14 protein-coding genes are annotated in these 15,839 nt (G+C 28.7%); 5 read left to right on the forward strand and 9 right to left on the reverse strand.

Annotated features, from left to right (window positions below):
- Positions 1-33 precede the first annotated feature (33 nt).
- Positions 34-1,650 carry an amidohydrolase gene (locus MHL31_RS07360; protein WP_240228511.1) on the forward strand — a complete coding sequence of 539 codons (1,617 nt, stop codon included), beginning with the start codon at positions 34-36 and terminating at the stop codon, positions 1,648-1,650.
- 70 nt (positions 1,651-1,720) lie between these two features.
- Here MHL31_RS07360 and MHL31_RS07365 read toward each other — a convergent pair whose 3' ends face one another.
- On the reverse strand, positions 1,721-3,955 hold the full coding sequence (locus MHL31_RS07365; RefSeq protein WP_240228512.1) for an FUSC family membrane protein: 2,235 nt from the start codon (positions 3,953-3,955) through the stop codon (positions 1,721-1,723).
- Positions 3,956-4,150: 195 nt separating this feature from the next.
- Here MHL31_RS07365 and MHL31_RS07370 point away from each other — a divergent pair, with 195 nt between their 5' ends.
- The 3 genes from MHL31_RS07370 (at position 4,151) to MHL31_RS07380 (ending at position 6,396) form a co-directional block, all read left to right on the forward strand.
- Positions 4,151-4,783 (forward strand): TonB-dependent receptor plug domain-containing protein, encoded by a 633-nt coding sequence (locus MHL31_RS07370; protein ID WP_240228513.1) that lies wholly within the window; start codon positions 4,151-4,153, stop codon positions 4,781-4,783.
- A gap of 5 nt (positions 4,784-4,788) precedes the next feature.
- Entirely contained in the window at positions 4,789-5,451 is a 663-nt protein-coding gene (locus MHL31_RS07375; RefSeq protein ID WP_240228515.1) for a uracil-DNA glycosylase family protein, read from the forward strand.
- Between the two features lie 120 nt (positions 5,452-5,571).
- Complete coding sequence (locus MHL31_RS07380; RefSeq protein WP_240228516.1) at positions 5,572-6,396, forward strand: FKBP-type peptidyl-prolyl cis-trans isomerase; 825 nt, start codon at positions 5,572-5,574, stop codon at positions 6,394-6,396.
- Between the two features lie 55 nt (positions 6,397-6,451).
- On the opposite strand, the gene trpA is transcribed toward MHL31_RS07380, so the two are convergent.
- From trpA to MHL31_RS07415, 7 genes are all read right to left on the reverse strand, one after another.
- Positions 6,452-7,213, reverse strand: a complete 762-nt coding sequence (gene trpA, locus MHL31_RS07385; protein ID WP_240228518.1) for a tryptophan synthase subunit alpha — start codon at positions 7,211-7,213, stop codon at positions 6,452-6,454.
- 121 nt (positions 7,214-7,334) lie between these two features.
- A complete protein-coding gene (gene trpB, locus MHL31_RS07390) occupies positions 7,335-8,516 on the reverse strand; it encodes a tryptophan synthase subunit beta (RefSeq protein WP_240228520.1) in 1,182 nt (393 codons plus the stop codon).
- Positions 8,513-9,142, reverse strand: a complete 630-nt coding sequence (locus tag MHL31_RS07395) for a phosphoribosylanthranilate isomerase (protein WP_240228522.1) — start codon at positions 9,140-9,142, stop codon at positions 8,513-8,515. Before MHL31_RS07395 ends, trpB begins: the two co-directional genes overlap by 4 nt.
- A gap of 14 nt (positions 9,143-9,156) precedes the next feature.
- Complete coding sequence (trpC, locus tag MHL31_RS07400) at positions 9,157-9,942, reverse strand: indole-3-glycerol phosphate synthase TrpC (protein ID WP_240228524.1); 786 nt, start codon at positions 9,940-9,942, stop codon at positions 9,157-9,159.
- A 60-nt stretch (positions 9,943-10,002) separates the two neighbouring features.
- Positions 10,003-10,992 (reverse strand): anthranilate phosphoribosyltransferase, encoded by a 990-nt coding sequence (gene trpD / locus MHL31_RS07405; protein WP_240228526.1) that lies wholly within the window; start codon positions 10,990-10,992, stop codon positions 10,003-10,005.
- Positions 10,993-11,039: 47 nt separating this feature from the next.
- Positions 11,040-11,615, reverse strand: a complete 576-nt coding sequence (locus tag MHL31_RS07410) for an aminodeoxychorismate/anthranilate synthase component II (RefSeq protein ID WP_240228527.1) — start codon at positions 11,613-11,615, stop codon at positions 11,040-11,042.
- Between the two features lie 70 nt (positions 11,616-11,685).
- Complete coding sequence (locus tag MHL31_RS07415; protein WP_240228528.1) at positions 11,686-13,077, reverse strand: anthranilate synthase component I family protein; 1,392 nt, start codon at positions 13,075-13,077, stop codon at positions 11,686-11,688.
- 226 nt (positions 13,078-13,303) lie between these two features.
- On the opposite strand from MHL31_RS07415, the gene MHL31_RS07420 reads away from it, so the two are divergent.
- Complete coding sequence (locus tag MHL31_RS07420; RefSeq protein ID WP_240228529.1) at positions 13,304-14,131, forward strand: GIN domain-containing protein; 828 nt, start codon at positions 13,304-13,306, stop codon at positions 14,129-14,131.
- Between the two features lie 114 nt (positions 14,132-14,245).
- Here the strand turns inward: MHL31_RS07420 and MHL31_RS07425 are convergent, their stop codons facing one another.
- Entirely contained in the window at positions 14,246-15,832 is a 1,587-nt protein-coding gene (locus MHL31_RS07425; RefSeq protein WP_240228530.1) for an aspartate:alanine exchanger family transporter, read from the reverse strand.
- Between the last annotated feature and the right edge of the window lie 7 nt (positions 15,833-15,839).

Here is a 15,839-nt window from a genome sequence, read left to right on the forward strand (position 1 = left end):
TTATGTAGTTTTAACATCTATAAAACCTACATTATGAAAAAGCTAGCCATTTTATTTTTATGTATTCTAATTTCTTCTTGTGAAAAAAAAGAGACAATAGATAGCATTATTATAAATGCAAACATTTATACAGTTAATGCAAATTTAGATAAAGTTGAAGCTTTTGCCATAAATAATGGCAAAATTGTAGACGTTGGTACTACACAAGAAATACAAAATAAATATGCGGCAACTTTTATAAATGATGTAAAAGGAAAAACCATTTTACCTGGTTTTATAGATGCGCATTGCCATTTTTTAGGTTTAGGCTTACAACAGCAAAAAGTTGATGTTTCTGAAACTAAAAGTTTTGAAGAAGTAGTATCAAAAATCGTACAATTTCAAAACAAAAACAACGTATCTTTTATAACTGGTCGTGGGTGGGATCAAAATGATTGGGAAATTAAAGAATTTCCTTCAAAAGAGAAGTTAGATGAATTATTTCCAAAAACACCAGTTGCAATAACAAGAATTGATGGTCATGCTTTATTGGCAAATCAGGCTGCAATAGATTTAGCAAATGTATCTGAAAATACAAAAGCTGAAGGTGGTTACATTCTAAAAAAGAATGGAAAATTAACAGGTATTTTTATTGATGGACCAATGAGTTTAATTGAAACTATAATACCTAAACCTTCAAAAAAAGAAATTACAAAAGCATTAAAAGATGCTGAAAAAATATGCTTTAATTTAGGATTAACAACTGTAGACGATGCAGGTCTTTCAAAAGAAACTATTGAAATAATTGATAGTTTGCAACAAAATGGAGAACTTAAAATGAGAATTTATGCAATGGTTTCTGCTAGTGATGCCAACATAGATTATTTTACCAAAAAAGGCATTCTCAAAACAGATCGTTTAAATGTACGCTCATTTAAAGTATATGCCGATGGTGCTTTGGGTTCTCGTGGAGCCGCAATGAAACATTCGTATAGCGATAAACACAATCATTTTGGAGCTTTAGTAACACCCTTAACCGATTTAAAACGCTATGCCAAAAATATTGCTGAATCAGATTACCAAATGAATACACACGCAATTGGAGATTCTGCAAATTTTGTAATGTTAAAAACCTATAAGGAAGTTTTAAAAGGTGAAAAAAATAGACGTTGGAGAATTGAACACGCACAAATTATCGATAAACCAGATTTTGATTATTTCAATAATATTTTACCTTCTGTACAACCAACACATGCAACATCAGATATGTATTGGGCAGAAGATAGAATTGGAACAGAAAGAATTAAAGGTGCTTATGCCTACAAAGATTTGTTAAATACCTACGGAAAAGTAGCACTTGGAACCGATTTCCCTGTTGAAAAAGTAAATCCTTTTTTAACTTTTTATGCTGCTGTTGCTCGAAAAGATTTAAACAATTACCCAGAGAATGGTTTCCAAATGGAAAATGCCTTAACACGTGAAGAAACATTAAAAGGAATGACTATTTGGGCTGCTTATTCTAATTTTGAAGAAAATGAAAAAGGAAGTATTGAAATTGGGAAAATGGCAGATTTTATAATTCTAAATAAAAATATTATGACTGTAGAATTAGAAAAAATTCCATATATACAAGTTGAAGAAACTTATATTGGTGGAGAAAGACTAAAGTAAATATATTATAAAATAAAAAATATAGATACTTTAAAACTAACTAAGCGCAAAAACTAATAGTGTATATTCTTTAATTTAAACTATTAGATTTATATTGCTTAATGGAACTTATTAATTTTCCTGATAAATTAAACAACCAATTAATTTGCTCTGAAACCAATTGTGTTTCTTTTAATTGAGCGCGCATTTTATCAGAAATCTCAAGTCCTTCTTCTAATTCTTTATCACTTTGATTTGATAAATTTTTAAAATAATCTTCGTATTTCTTTTGAGCAATTTCAACTTCAGAATGCTTAATATCAATTACACTTTCTTTATCGTCTAAAAGTTCAACTGCAAGTTTTAATTTTGCGATGATGTGATTTACAATAACTTCAAAATGAACTGGCACTACAGTTGTTTTATTATTTCTAATAAACATTCCTAAGGCTGTTAACGATGATAAAAACGTATTATTTAAAGTAATTAATTTATAAATATTAGCATATTCTTTTTGCTTAGACTTCGGGTCTTGACTCATCCTCTGAAACGCAGCATTTAAATTACCAATGGCTAAAAAAGCTTCTTTTCTAGACAGTTTATAAACTGTTGGAACTTCACCTTTTTTATGATAATACATATCAATTTGCTTTAAAAAATTACAATTAGCCAAAATTGCTCCCTTAAAATAATCTTGAATATTTTGAAATTGCCAAGCAGGTAATAAAAAATAATTTGCTGAAAAAGCTAAACCTGCTCCAATTAATGTATCTATAATTCTAAACTTAATAACCGATAGAATATTAGGATCTAAAATTGCATAAACAAAAACTACCTCTAAGGTTATAAAAATTGCTGCATTTCTATAGTTAGATTGAATCATAGAAAAAGCAAGTAGTAATGAAACAATAGCTATAACTCCATAAACCGTTGTACTCTGAGTAAAAAATATTATTATTGTTGCTATTGCAGCTCCTATTAAAGTGCCTATAACTCTTTGAATAGAACGTTTTCTAGTTAACCCATAACTAGGGCGCATAATTACCACTATCGTAATTAATATCCAATAAGGGTTTTGCATAGAAAAAAAGCTTCCAACTAAAAAACCAATAATTACAATTAATGCTAAACGCAGTGAATGTTTAAAAATGGGAGATTTAAAACTAAAGTTTTCTATAATTTTTTTAAAATCATAATCTTGAGGTGTTATAAATCTATTAGCATCTTTAATATCTAAAATTTTATTATTTGAGATATAATTACCTAAAACACGCTCAATACCAATAAGACTTTGCACTTGTTTTTCTTGGTAATGTTTAAGGTTTATTAACATTAAACTCCCCACTCTAGCTTTTGGCAATCCTACTAAAATTGTATAATATTTTATATGTCTTTCAATATCATTTAAAATCTCAGGAATTTTAGTGTTAGGTTTTAATCTTTCTTCTTTCCTAATTACTTTTGAAATGTGTTCTAACTGATCTGCAAGTTCAAAAGTAAGTTCTTTAAACGCTTCAATTTTTTCACTATGTTTTTTAAAAACCTTATCAAATTCTTCATAATTAACCGGATTAGAAACTGCTAATTCTAAAATCTCCATCAATTCTGAAAATAATAACTGTTGTCTTCTTGTTCTATTAGAAAAACCAGAATTGAAACGTTTACTTAAAATAATTTCTCTAATAGACTCGTGATCATCATTTATTTGAGTTTGTAATTCAAAGAGTTTGTGATACAATTCATCTCTATTTGTTTTACATATTAACAACTCACCTCTAACTTTTAAAAATGCTGCTGTTTTTTCAATTAAACTAACAAATAATTGATCTGTTTGTATTTTTGGAAGCAGCAATGAAGCTGACATTGATAGAATTAAATACCATAAACCTCCCAAAGCAACTAATAAAGCGTGGGTTATTAAAGTCATTTTAGAACTATCATACGCAAAGCTTAATATAATAGACATTAAACCCGCAAATGAAATTAGTGAAGCTCTAAATCCAAAAACCGAAAGATAGGATACTAAGAAAATAACAACACCTAAAACTGGTACTAATATCCAATTTATATGTGCAATACTACCAAATAAAAAAGTAAAACAAAACGCTAAAAATATAGCACTTAAAATACCATAAAATTTATGCTTTAAACTTCCAGGCACATCTGTTGGAGAGCAAAACAAAACACCTAAAGCAATGCTAAAACCTACTGAAACATCTTCAAAATAAGCATTAGAAATTAAAATTGGAATTAACATAGAAAATGCTAAAACAAAAGCTTTTAAAAAACTAAAACTTTTAATAAATCGATTTATTTTTTCAAACATTACTACAATTTAACATACAAATCTAAATAGTATTTATTAATTTGTAAATTTAACATAAAAAATTATTGTTTTTTTTCAAAAATACAACATAATGTTTCATAATTTTATATTTTTATTGGCATAATATTTGAGCCATTATAATATAAAATATTTTTATCAAAAAACTTTAAATAACATTTTAATTAAAAAATTAATATGAAAAACTATATAAAATTAACAGTCTTACTTTTAGTATTTACAATATATTCTCCAACAATATTTAGTCAAACCAAAATTAAAAAAAATACTTTATCAGGTTATGTTAAAGATGTAAATGGAAATGTTGTAAAAGATGTTGTTTTTTTTATAGATGAAGTTAAAATAAAATCCAAAATAAACAATTATGGTACGTATAAACTAAAGGTTAATTCTAACACTAAAAAAGTTAAAGCTTTTTCTTATTCAAGAGGAGTTATAGAAATTGATTATAACGGACAAAAAAAAATTGATTTCATTTACAATAACTTCAGGCCGTCTGCTACTCCACAAACCACAGTAAAACGTGATAATAACACCTTTGAATACAAAAATATTTTTGAAATGATACGCGCTAAAATTCCTGGCGTAAGAGTTCAATCAGATAATACTATACTAATTAGAGGTACATCGTCAATTAATGCTAGTACATCTCCATTATTTGTAGTAGATGGATCACCCGTTTCAAGTATTACTAATATCTCACCTCAATTTGTTGAAAATATTTCAGTACTAAAAGGACCTGAAACTGCTATTTACGGTGTTCGCGGATCTAATGGTGTTATTTTAATTACATTAAAGAAAAAAATATAGCTTATTTGGATTTTATTCATAAACATCCATACCAACCTTATATTCCAAAAAACACAAAAAAATTAATTGTAGGAACACTGCCTCCTCCAAGGTTTTATAATGGAATTTTAAAAGATGGTGATGTAGATTTTTGTTATGGAAGCATCGATGGACAATTATGGAAAATTTTAGACAAAATATTTAATTTAAATTTAAAATTTGAGAATACTGAATTGGCTATACAACAGCGTAAAACATTTTTAGAAAATAATAATATTGGTATCTGTGACATTGTAGAATCTTGTGTACGTGAAAAAATTGATGCTTCAGATATTGGAATGAAACAAATTCAATTAAGAGATTTAATTTTTTATCTACAAAAATTTCCAAAAATAGAAACATTACTTTTAACTGGAGGAAATAGTAAAAATGGTCCCGAATTTCATTTAAGAAAATTATTAAAAACTAAAAAAATTGAGTTAATTCCTATTAATTTAAAAACGCCTCGAATTCATCAATTTTATTTAAAAAAAAGAATTATAAAAAGTGTTTCACTAACGGCTCCATCTGGAGCTGCAAACCGAGCAATTGGGTCTAACCCTGCATATAAAATATTGAAAAAGAAAAACCCAAATTTCAATACATTTGATTTTAGAGTTTTACAGTATAAAAAGTTTTTTTTTAAATAAAATTTAATAAGTACTGAGCAAAACAAATTATTTAAAATGAAATTTTAATTTATCTTAATCTATTAACTTTAATTTTATCAAATTAGTCCTATATTTGCAGATTAAATTTAAAAAAAAATTATGAAATATTTTATTCCACTACTATTATTAATTACGTGTATTTCTTGTAATGATGATGAGAACTCAACTATTAACCTTAATCAGACAGATGCTGACATTATTCAATACTTAGATAGTAATAATTTAGACGCTCAAAAAACAACTTCTGGTGTATATTATATTCTAGATGAGGAAGGAACTGGAGAAAAACCAGCTATAGATTCTTATGTAACCTTAAAATATGAAGGATACCTTTTAGATGGTAGCCAGTTTGAATCTACTAATGATGAAGAAGTTTCATTAGATCTTTTATATGTTATTCCAGGGTTTGCTGAAGGAATTACATACTTTAACAAAGGATCTAAAGGTACTATTATAATTCCTCCAAATTTAGCTTTTGGAGATTCAGGAGCATCAGATTTAATACCTGGAGGTGCTGTATTAATTTTTAATATTGAAATAACTTCGATTATAAATGCTCAAGATGAAAGTGATATCTTAGAATACATTTCAGAAAATGAGCTAGAAGCCGAAAGTACTGATTCTGGACTATATTACGTTGTTGACACCTTAGGTGATGGTGCAGAAATAGAAGAAAGCTCTGATGTAACAATCAAATATACAGCTTACTTAACTAATGGAACTATCTTTGATCAAAGTAGTGATTCTGGTAGTTATTTTTACCTTCAAAATACAATTCCAGGTTTTTCTGAAGGGATTTCACTTTTTAAAGAAGGTGGAAAAGGTACACTTATTATACCTCCTAGTTTAGCATATGGTAGCGAAGGAATTCAAAACACTATACCTAGAAATGCGATAGTAATTTTTGATTTTGAAATTTTATAATTTCATAAATAAAAAGAAAAAAGCGCTTGATATTTAAAATATCAAGCGCTTTTTTTTATCGTATACCTGCAATAAATTTCGGAATTTCCGCTATTCCATTGTTGGTAATATAATTTACAAAGGCAGATCCAATAATTGCTCCTTTAGCATTAGAAGTTGCCATAGCAAATGTTTCTGAATTAGAAATTCCAAATCCAATTACTTGTGGTGCTTTTAAATTCATAGAAGCTATTCTATCAAAATAAGCTTGTTGTGTGTTTCCAAAACTGTTTTTAGCTCCAGTAACGCCTGCCGAACTTACCATATAAATAAATCCATTAGAAATACCATCAATAAATCTAATGCGCTCATCAGAAGTTTGTGGTGTAATTAAAAACACATTTATCAAACCATATTTTTCAAATATAGCTTTGTAATTTTCATTATAATCTTTTAATGGTAAATCTGGAATAATTAATCCATCAATACCAATTTCAGCACATTTTTTACAGAAATCCTCTACTCCATATTGCATTATTGGATTAAAATATCCCATAATAATTAAAGGAATTGAAACTGTTTTTCTAATATCTTTTAACTGATTAAACAATACTTTGGTAGTCATTCCATTTTCTAAAGCAGTTGTAGAACTCGCTTGTATTGTTGGTCCATCTGCTAAAGGATCGCTAAAAGGCAAACCTATTTCAATAAAATCTACCCCACTTTTCTCTAAGCTTTCAATTACTTCAACTGTATCGTTTAATTTAGGATAACCAGCCGTGAAATATATAGAAAGTAACTTTTTATCTTCTTGTAATTTTTTATTTATTCTATTCATTTTTATATCTTATTATCTTACTCCGTCACCCTGAATTTATTTCAGGGTCTCATCATAATTGATAACTCAAAATTTTTGATGCGATGCTGAAACACGTTCTGCATGACGTTTAAACTATTTCCTACAACTTAAAATATTTAATATATGTATCTAAATCTTTATCTCCTCTACCCGATAAATTTAAAACAACAATATCGTCTTCTTTAAATTTCTTTGTTTTAAAAACAGCCAATGCGTGTGAACTTTCAATTGCAGGAATTATACCCTCTAATTCACATAATTGTAAACCTGCTTGCATAGCTTCATCATCTGTAATAGAAATAAACTCCGCTCTTTTGCTTTCACATAAATGTGCGTGTAAAGGACCAACCCCAGGATAATCTAATCCGGCTGAAATTGAATAAGGCTCCGTTATTTGACCATCTTCTGTTTGCATTAATAATGTTTTACTTCCGTGAATTACACCTTCATTACCTAAAACACTCGTTGCTGCACTTTCTCCAGAATCTACCCCTAAACCAGCAGCCTCAACTGCAATTAATTTTACTTGTTCTTTATCTAAATAATGATAAAAAGCACCTGCCGCATTACTTCCACCTCCAACACAAGCAATTACATAATCTGGATTTTCTTTTCCTTCCTTTTCCTTTAATTGCCATTTCATTTCTTCAGAAATAACAGATTGAAAACGCGCAACCATATCTGGATATGGATGTGGTCCAACTACAGATCCAATAATATAATGCGTATCAACTGGATTATTAATCCAATCTCTAATAGCTTCGTTTGTAGCATCTTTCAAGGTTCTACTACCCGATAATGCAGGGACAACTGTTGCGCCTAACATTTTCATACGTGCTACATTTGGAGCCTGACGTGCAATATCAATTTCACCCATATACACAATACATTCTAAGCCCATTAATGCACAAACTGTAGCAGTTGCAACACCGTGTTGCCCTGCACCCGTTTCAGCAATAATTCTGTTTTTACCTAAACGTTTTGCCATTAAAATTTGACCAATGGTATTATTTACTTTATGCGCGCCTGTATGGCATAAATCTTCACGTTTTAAATAAATTTTTGTATTGTATTTTTCTGATAACCTTTTGGCAAAATACAAGGGAGTTGGGCGTCCAACATATTCTTTTAACAATGCATCAAATTCTTTTTTAAAGGATGGCTCTTGCATTATTTTTAAATAATTCTGACGTAATTCCTCAACATTTGGATATAACATTTCAGGAATATAGGCTCCTCCAAACTGTCCATAATATCCATTTTCATCTACAAAATAATTCATACTAAATTTTGTTTAAATTCTTTAATATCTTTAATATTTTTTAATGCCGGTTCTATTTCAAACCCGCTATTTATATCAACTCCCATACATTTTTTAGATTCCTGTTTATTTAGAAAAGACATTAATGCTTGTGAATCTTTTTTTGAAATTCCACCACTTAATAAGTATGATAAATTTCCTTTATAATTATCTAAAACTTGCCAATTAAATTTAACTCCATTTCCTCCATAATCTTTTCCTTTTGTATCAAAAAGTAAATAATCACACATTTTTTGATAAGGCTCGGTCTTAGAAAAATCAAAATTATCGTCTACTGAAAAAGCTTTAAAAATTTCAATTTTTTTAATCAATAAAACTTTAAGTTCTTCTATATATTCTGGACTTTCATTTCCGTGTAATTGAACGGCTTCCAATTTATTTTCTTCAACTATTTCTATAATAGTATCAACAGTTTCATTTACAAAAACGCCTACTTTTTTTATGGCTGAAGGAATTTCAACTTTAGGAAAATTAGTTACAAAACGCTTGGATTTACCATAAAATATAAAACCCAAATAATCTGGTTTTAATTTTATCAATTCCGAAATATTTTCGGCATCTCGCATTCCACAAACTTTAATTTTCATACTTTTAACTTATATTATCTTAATTGATCGATAAACTCTTTACAAGATTCACCTGGATTTTCAGTTTTCATAAAGTTTTCTCCTATTAAAAACCCTTGAAAACCATATTCTTTTAATCCTGTTATAACTCTAGGATCATTCAACCCACTTTCAGAAACTTTTATACAAGTATCTGGTATTTTACTTGCTAACTTTATAGAATGTTCTAAGTCTACCTTAAATGTTTTTAGGTTTCTGTTGTTAATACCTATAATTTTATTATCTAATTCAATTTTATCTAAATCTTCTTGACTATGAACTTCATACAAAACATCTAAGCCTAAATCTTCGGCTAGTTTTCCATAATTTTTAAGTTCTTCTTTAGTTAAACAAGCTGCAATTAACAAAATAACATCTGCTCCTATGGCTTTAGCTTCAACAATTTGAAACCCATCTACAATAAAATCTTTTCTTAAAATTGGTGTTGTTTCTTGTATAGAACGTGCTTTTATAACATCTAAAATATTACCGCCAAAAAACTCGGTATCCGTTAAAATTGATTGCGCAGCTACTTTAGCATCTAAGTACCCATTGGTTACTTCTTCTATTGTTGCTACATCGTTTATTATTCCTTTAGAAGGAGATTGACGTTTAAATTCTGCTATTATTCCTGTTGAACCAACGCTTAATAAGCTCTTTTTTAGAGACAAAGGTGTGCGTTGAAAATTAGGACTTTTTACCAATTTTTCTATTTGCACTTCTTTTCTTAATTGTGCAATTTCTTGTTTTTTATGTGCTATTATTTTATCTAAAATATTCATATTTAATTACAAATTTTCAATTATGAATTATTATTTCCTTATTTATACAATTATAAATTCCTAATTATTAATTAGCTTATTTAAACTTTGCTTTGCTTTTAATCCTAATAAAGAATCTTTAGCTTCTTCAAAAGCTGTTTCAAAAGTTTTACTAGCATCAAAAGTTTTTAAGGCATAGGCTGCATTTGCTAAAACAACATTATTTTGTGCTTCTGTTCCTTTCCCTTCTAAAATTGAAACAAATATTTTTGCTGCTTCCTCTACAGAATCTCCACCAAATATTTCAGATTGTTCTAAACGTTTTAATCCTAAATCTTGAGGCGCAATTAATTGCTCATCTCCTTTTGTTAAAAGTTTAAAATTACTTGTTAATGAAACTTCATCATAACCATCTAAACTAAATACAATTCCATAATTTTGAGAAGTTTCTTGTAATAGATAATTGTAAATTCTAGCTACTTCCAAGTTAAAAACTCCAACTAATTGATTTTGTGGTCTACTTGGATTTACCAACGGTCCAAGCATATTAAAAAATGTTTTTACACCTAATTCTTTTCTAATTGGACCTACAGCTTTCATGGCTGGATGAAACAATGGAGCGTGTAAAAAACAAATATTTGCTGTATCTATCTGTTTTTTTAATTCATCCTCATTATTTGTAAATTTATAACCTAAATATTCTAACATATTTGAAGAACCACTTACAGAAGAGACACCGTAATTACCGTGTTTTGCTACTTTATTTCCGGTTCCAGCAACAATAAAAGATGTTAACGTTGAAATATTAAACGTATTTTTACCATCTCCTCCTGTTCCACATAAATCTATAGTATTAAATTCTGATAAATCTATTTTTATGGCTAATTCTAATAAAGCCTCTCTAAATCCAGCCAGTTCTTTCACCGAAATTGGACGCATTAAATATACCGTTAAAAAAGATGCCATTTGAGATGCATTGTACTTTTCATTAGCCATTTGAATAAGCACTTCTTTGGCTTCATCTTTAGATAATTGCTGTTGCTCAAATAATTTATTTAGTATTTTTTTCATTTTATATTTTTTATGAATTTGATGTTAAACTAAGTAACCCACTTTCATTATTTATTAGCATCAATAAAGTTTTTAACCAATTGTTCGCCTATTGGTGTTAAAATAGATTCTGGATGAAATTGTACGGCACTAATATTATATTCTTTATGTTGAATACTCATAATATCACCAAATTCATCAACTGAAGTAATTTTTAATTCTTCTGGAAAATCGGTTTTTGAAGCGATCCACGAATGATATCTTGCAGCTTCAAACTCTGCAGGTACATCTTTATATATCTGTGCATTTGCATCTGTAACTTTCATTGTAGTTGCTACTCCATGAAAAACAGTATCTAAATTCTCCAAACTTCCTCCAAAAACTTCTGTAATTGCTTGCAAGCCTAAGCATACACCAAAAATTGGTTTTTTCCCTGCATATGTTTTTATTACTTCTTTTAAAATTCCTGCTTCATCTGGAATTCCTGGACCAGGAGATAAGAAAATTAAATCATACTCATTAATGGCTTCAATTGCAATTTCATCATTCCTAAAAACTGATGGATATACTCCGGTAATATCTTGAACCATATGCACCAAATTATAGGTAAAAGAGTCGTAATTATCTAATATTAATATTTTCATATTGTATTTAAAAATTGGGTGATTGAATAATTTAAAAATTAATAAACCTTTAAGTTTTCAACCTTTAATGTTATATATTTTCTGCTAAAATTAACGCCTTTTTTAAAGCTGCTAATTTGTTATTTACTTCTTGTAATTCACCTTCTTCTGTAGATTTCATAACTATCCCTGCTCCAGCTTGGTAAAATAATGTGTTATTTTTACTAACATAAGAGCGTATTGCAATGGCTAAGTTTACAGTATCATCTAAACCAATAAAACCAACTGCTCCTCCATAAAAACCTCTTGTTTGGTTCTCGTAGGTATCGATTAATTCCATAGCTTTATATTTTGGAGCTCCACTTAGTGTTCCTGCAGGAAAAGTATCTCCAACTATTTTTATAACTTTTCCTTTTGGTTTTCCTTCAACTCTTGAAACCAAATGAATTACATGACTAAAGTATTGTACTTCTTTAAAAACATCTACAAACACATTACTTGCGTGTTTACTTAAATCGTTACGTGCTAAATCAACCAACATTACGTGTTCGGCAGTCTCTTTTTTATCGTTAGAAAGCTTTTCTCCTAAAAGAATATCTTTAGACATATCACCCGTTCTTCTAAAAGTTCCGGCAATAGGATTAATAACAGCACTTTCTTTATCTATTTTAATTTGTGCTTCTGGAGAAGACCCCATTAATTTAAAACTTCCATAATCGAAATAAAACAAATATGGTGAAGGGTTTATAGAACGTAATGCTCTGTAAACATTGAACTCATCGCCAGAAAAAGATTGTTGAAATTGTCGTGATAACACCAGTTGAAAAACATCTCCACGTTTACAATGTTGTTTTGCTTTAGCTACATTATTCTTAAAATATTCGTCTGTACAATTTGAAGTTTCTTCACCTTCTATACTAAAATTATACAATCCAAAAGTACGTGCATTTATTAAGGTTTCTATTTCGTACATTCTAGACTCTTCACCTTCTTCAACATTTTCAATTAATGTAAGTTCATCTTTAAAATGATTGATAGCAATTATAAAACGAAAAAAGCTAAACTGCAGATCTGGAATTTCTGATGCTGCTTTTTTAGCATTTAATTTTATAGTTTCAAAATATTGAATAGAATTATAAGACATATACCCGTAAAAACCATTGAATGACTTTACACTTTCATCACAATCAACCTTAACAGTATTTTTATATGTTTCAAAAATTGAATAGAAATCGCGATTGATTTCTTTAACTGCAGTCTCTTGATTTTTATAACTATATGTAAAGTTATTTTTATCAGCTTTTAGTGTTATTATTGGTGCTGCACAGATAAAAGTATAACTATCTTCTTTGGTATGGTAATCTGAACTTTCTAATAATAAACTATTCGCATATTTATCTCTAATCTTAGAGTATAAACCAACAGGTGTTACTGTGTCGGCTAATTGTTTTTTTGAAATTGTTGTAAACTTTAATTCTTGCATATTTTTAAAATAAAAAAGGACTTATCGCGAGATAAGTCCTTTTTGTTATATATTGTTAATTAAATATAATGGAATGCTTCTCGCTTAGCTACTAAGAGAGTTCCACCACCAATTGTTATTTAATGTATTATTCTTCATTTATGGCACAAATTTAGCATACATTTTTAAATACACAAACTATTCCATAAAAAAATATTTTATTAATTTTACTTAAAAATAAAAAACTATGAGATTTACACACAAAATTGCATTATTATTATGTTTATTAACAATTGTAACGGTTAATTCACAAGAAAAATTAAAAGGAAATAAAGATGTTATCACACAAAACAGAGACGTTTCAGACTTTAATAGAATAGAGGTTATTGATGATATTGATGTTTATCTAACTTACAACGATGTACAATCTGTAAAAGTAGAAACAGACTCTAATTTACAAGATGCTGTTCTAACACAAGTTTCTAACGGTTTACTTAGCATTAAATTAAATGATAAGATTGTTAGAAGCAAAGAATTAGCAGTTCACATTCACGTAAATAAACAATTAAAAGAAATAAACAGCTATAATAAGTCTAAAATTACATCTAAAACATCTTTAGCTATTGATACCTTAACTGTAAATACTTTTGACAACTCTAATATAAGTTTAAAACTTAGCTCGCAAATTGTACATATAAACAGCAACAAATCGAGCGATTTAAATCTTGAAATTTCAAGTAAATCTATTATCGTTAACGCTCTAGAATCTTCAGATATAACAGGGAATTTTGCATCAACAGAAGCTTTTTTTAGATTATTAGACAAAGCATCCATGGAAATTGAAGGTTCTGCAAGTAATTTTGAAATTGAAACTTTAGGAAACACATCATTTAAAGGAAAAGATTTTAAAGCTGATGCTATTTTAGTAAATGCTACAAACGACTCTAAAACCTATATAAATGCTAAAAAAAATATAGATATACGTGCAAAAAATTCTGCTGAAGTTTATCTTTATTCAAATCCAAAAATTACACTAACTGAGTTTTTTGACAAAGCATCTATTTATAAAAAATAATACTTTAATTCCAGTAACTTAAATACCACTCAATATATTGCTATTGAGTGGTATTTTTAATTTAACATTAACCAATTAAATGTAAATAAGGTTTTACCTCTTTTGTAATATTTTCTATAATAAACTTAATATCTGGACAACAATAATTAATAAAACCATTGCGATTGGATATACAGTTGCATAAGCCACCGAAGGCGCATCTGTATCAACTAAATTATCTACGGCTGCTAAACCAGGAGTACTAGTCATACTTCCTGTTAATGTACCCAACAGCGTAAGCATATTTAATTTAAAAAACGACCTTGCAACAAACGTAGTAATAATCATTGGTAATAATGTTATTAATATACCATATGCAAACAACTCTAAACCAAACTCTTGAAAGGTAGCTACCATACTTGATCCAGCACTTGTTCCAACTGCAGCTAAAAAGAACAGCAATCCAAATTGGCGCAGTAGCTGATTGGCAGCTCCAGTCATTGTCCACATTACAGGTCCTGTTTTACCAGTTCTACCTAATACAAGTGCAACTAATAAAATTCCACCTGTTAAGCCTAAACTAAAAGAAAATGAATTAAAATTAATACTTAACTTCCCAACTAAAATACCTAAAATTATCCCCACTCCTATTGGTAAAAAATCTGTATTTGAAAGTTTTGAAGTATCATCTCCAAAAATACGACTTACGTGTTTCATATTTGTTTTATGGCAAACCACAATTAATTTATCACCAAACTGTAATTGAGTAGAAGGGCTAGGAGAAATATTAATACCAGATCTTCTAACACGTGTAACTGTTGCGTGGTATGTTTCTAAAATATTTAATTGTCCTAACGTTTTTTTAACAACATCTTTATTTGTTACTAAAATAGATCGGATATCAAAATTTGTATCCAAAGGTGGTATTTCTTGTTGTGTTTCAGAACCAATTAAAAGTTTAACACGTTCTAATGCTTCTGCAGTTCCAACTGCCTTTACAACATCTCCTTTATGAAAAACAATTTCCGGTTCAGGTGCAATTACAACGTTATCATGCACTATTCTAGAAATAACAGCTTTGGTCATAAATCGAATATTTAACTCTCCGTATGTTTTCCCTATTACATTATCGTTTTCAACAATAAAGTGTTTTCTATTAATTTCTGGAAAACCTGCTGATAATTCTCTATTATATTTTTCCTCTTCTTCTTTTAGATTAACTTTTAAAATACGAGGTAAAAAACTTACAAAAAGTATAACTCCAATAACTCCAAAAGGATATCCGATACCATACCCAATAGAGGCTAATGGAGAACCTGTAGCATCAATTGCTGCTGCTAACCCTGGAGTACTAGTTAAAGCCCCGTTTAACAAACCAATAACAAGGTTTTTATCTATTCCTAAAAAGTAAAAAACTATAAATGCTATTAAACCTGAACTTCCTACTAGAATTGCAGACAACATTGCAAGTTCTCGCCCATTTTTTTTAAAAGATTCAAAAAAACTAGGTCCTGCTTGTATTCCAATAGTAAAAATAAATAGCACTAAACCTAAATATTGAAAATCTTTAGGAATTTGCATACCGTAATGCCCAAATACCAATGCTACAAATATAACAGCAGAAACATCTAATGAAATACCTTTAATTTTAATTCGACCAATAATAAAGCCAATTACTATTATCAAAAACAACACAAAATAACTGTTCGAAAATAATCCCATAACCTTT

Source organism: Lutibacter sp. A80 (assembly GCF_022429645.1).
Lineage (GTDB): Bacteria > Bacteroidota > Bacteroidia > Flavobacteriales > Flavobacteriaceae > Lutibacter.

Bases quoted from the DNA above. Each gene is read 5' to 3' on its own strand.
- MHL31_RS07360 (WP_240228511.1), top strand. From the start codon at position 34: ATGAAAAAGCTAGCCATTTTATTTTTATGTATTCTAATTTCTTCTTGT.
- MHL31_RS07365 (WP_240228512.1), bottom strand. From the start codon at position 3,955: ATGTTTGAAAAAATAAATCGATTTATTAAAAGTTTTAGTTTTTTAAAA.
- MHL31_RS07370 (WP_240228513.1), top strand. From the start codon at position 4,151: ATGAAAAACTATATAAAATTAACAGTCTTACTTTTAGTATTTACAATA.
- MHL31_RS07380 (WP_240228516.1), top strand. From the start codon at position 5,572: ATGAAATATTTTATTCCACTACTATTATTAATTACGTGTATTTCTTGT.
- trpA (WP_240228518.1), bottom strand. From the start codon at position 7,213: ATGAATAGAATAAATAAAAAATTACAAGAAGATAAAAAGTTACTTTCT.
- trpB (WP_240228520.1), bottom strand. From the start codon at position 8,516: ATGAATTATTTTGTAGATGAAAATGGATATTATGGACAGTTTGGAGGA.
- MHL31_RS07395 (WP_240228522.1), bottom strand. From the start codon at position 9,142: ATGAAAATTAAAGTTTGTGGAATGCGAGATGCCGAAAATATTTCGGAA.
- trpC (WP_240228524.1), bottom strand. From the start codon at position 9,942: ATGAATATTTTAGATAAAATAATAGCACATAAAAAACAAGAAATTGCA.
- trpD (WP_240228526.1), bottom strand. From the start codon at position 10,992: ATGAAAAAAATACTAAATAAATTATTTGAGCAACAGCAATTATCTAAA.
- MHL31_RS07410 (WP_240228527.1), bottom strand. From the start codon at position 11,615: ATGAAAATATTAATATTAGATAATTACGACTCTTTTACCTATAATTTG.
- MHL31_RS07415 (WP_240228528.1), bottom strand. From the start codon at position 13,077: ATGCAAGAATTAAAGTTTACAACAATTTCAAAAAAACAATTAGCCGAC.
- MHL31_RS07420 (WP_240228529.1), top strand. From the start codon at position 13,304: ATGAGATTTACACACAAAATTGCATTATTATTATGTTTATTAACAATT.
- MHL31_RS07425 (WP_240228530.1), bottom strand. From the start codon at position 15,832: ATGGGATTATTTTCGAACAGTTATTTTGTGTTGTTTTTGATAATAGTA.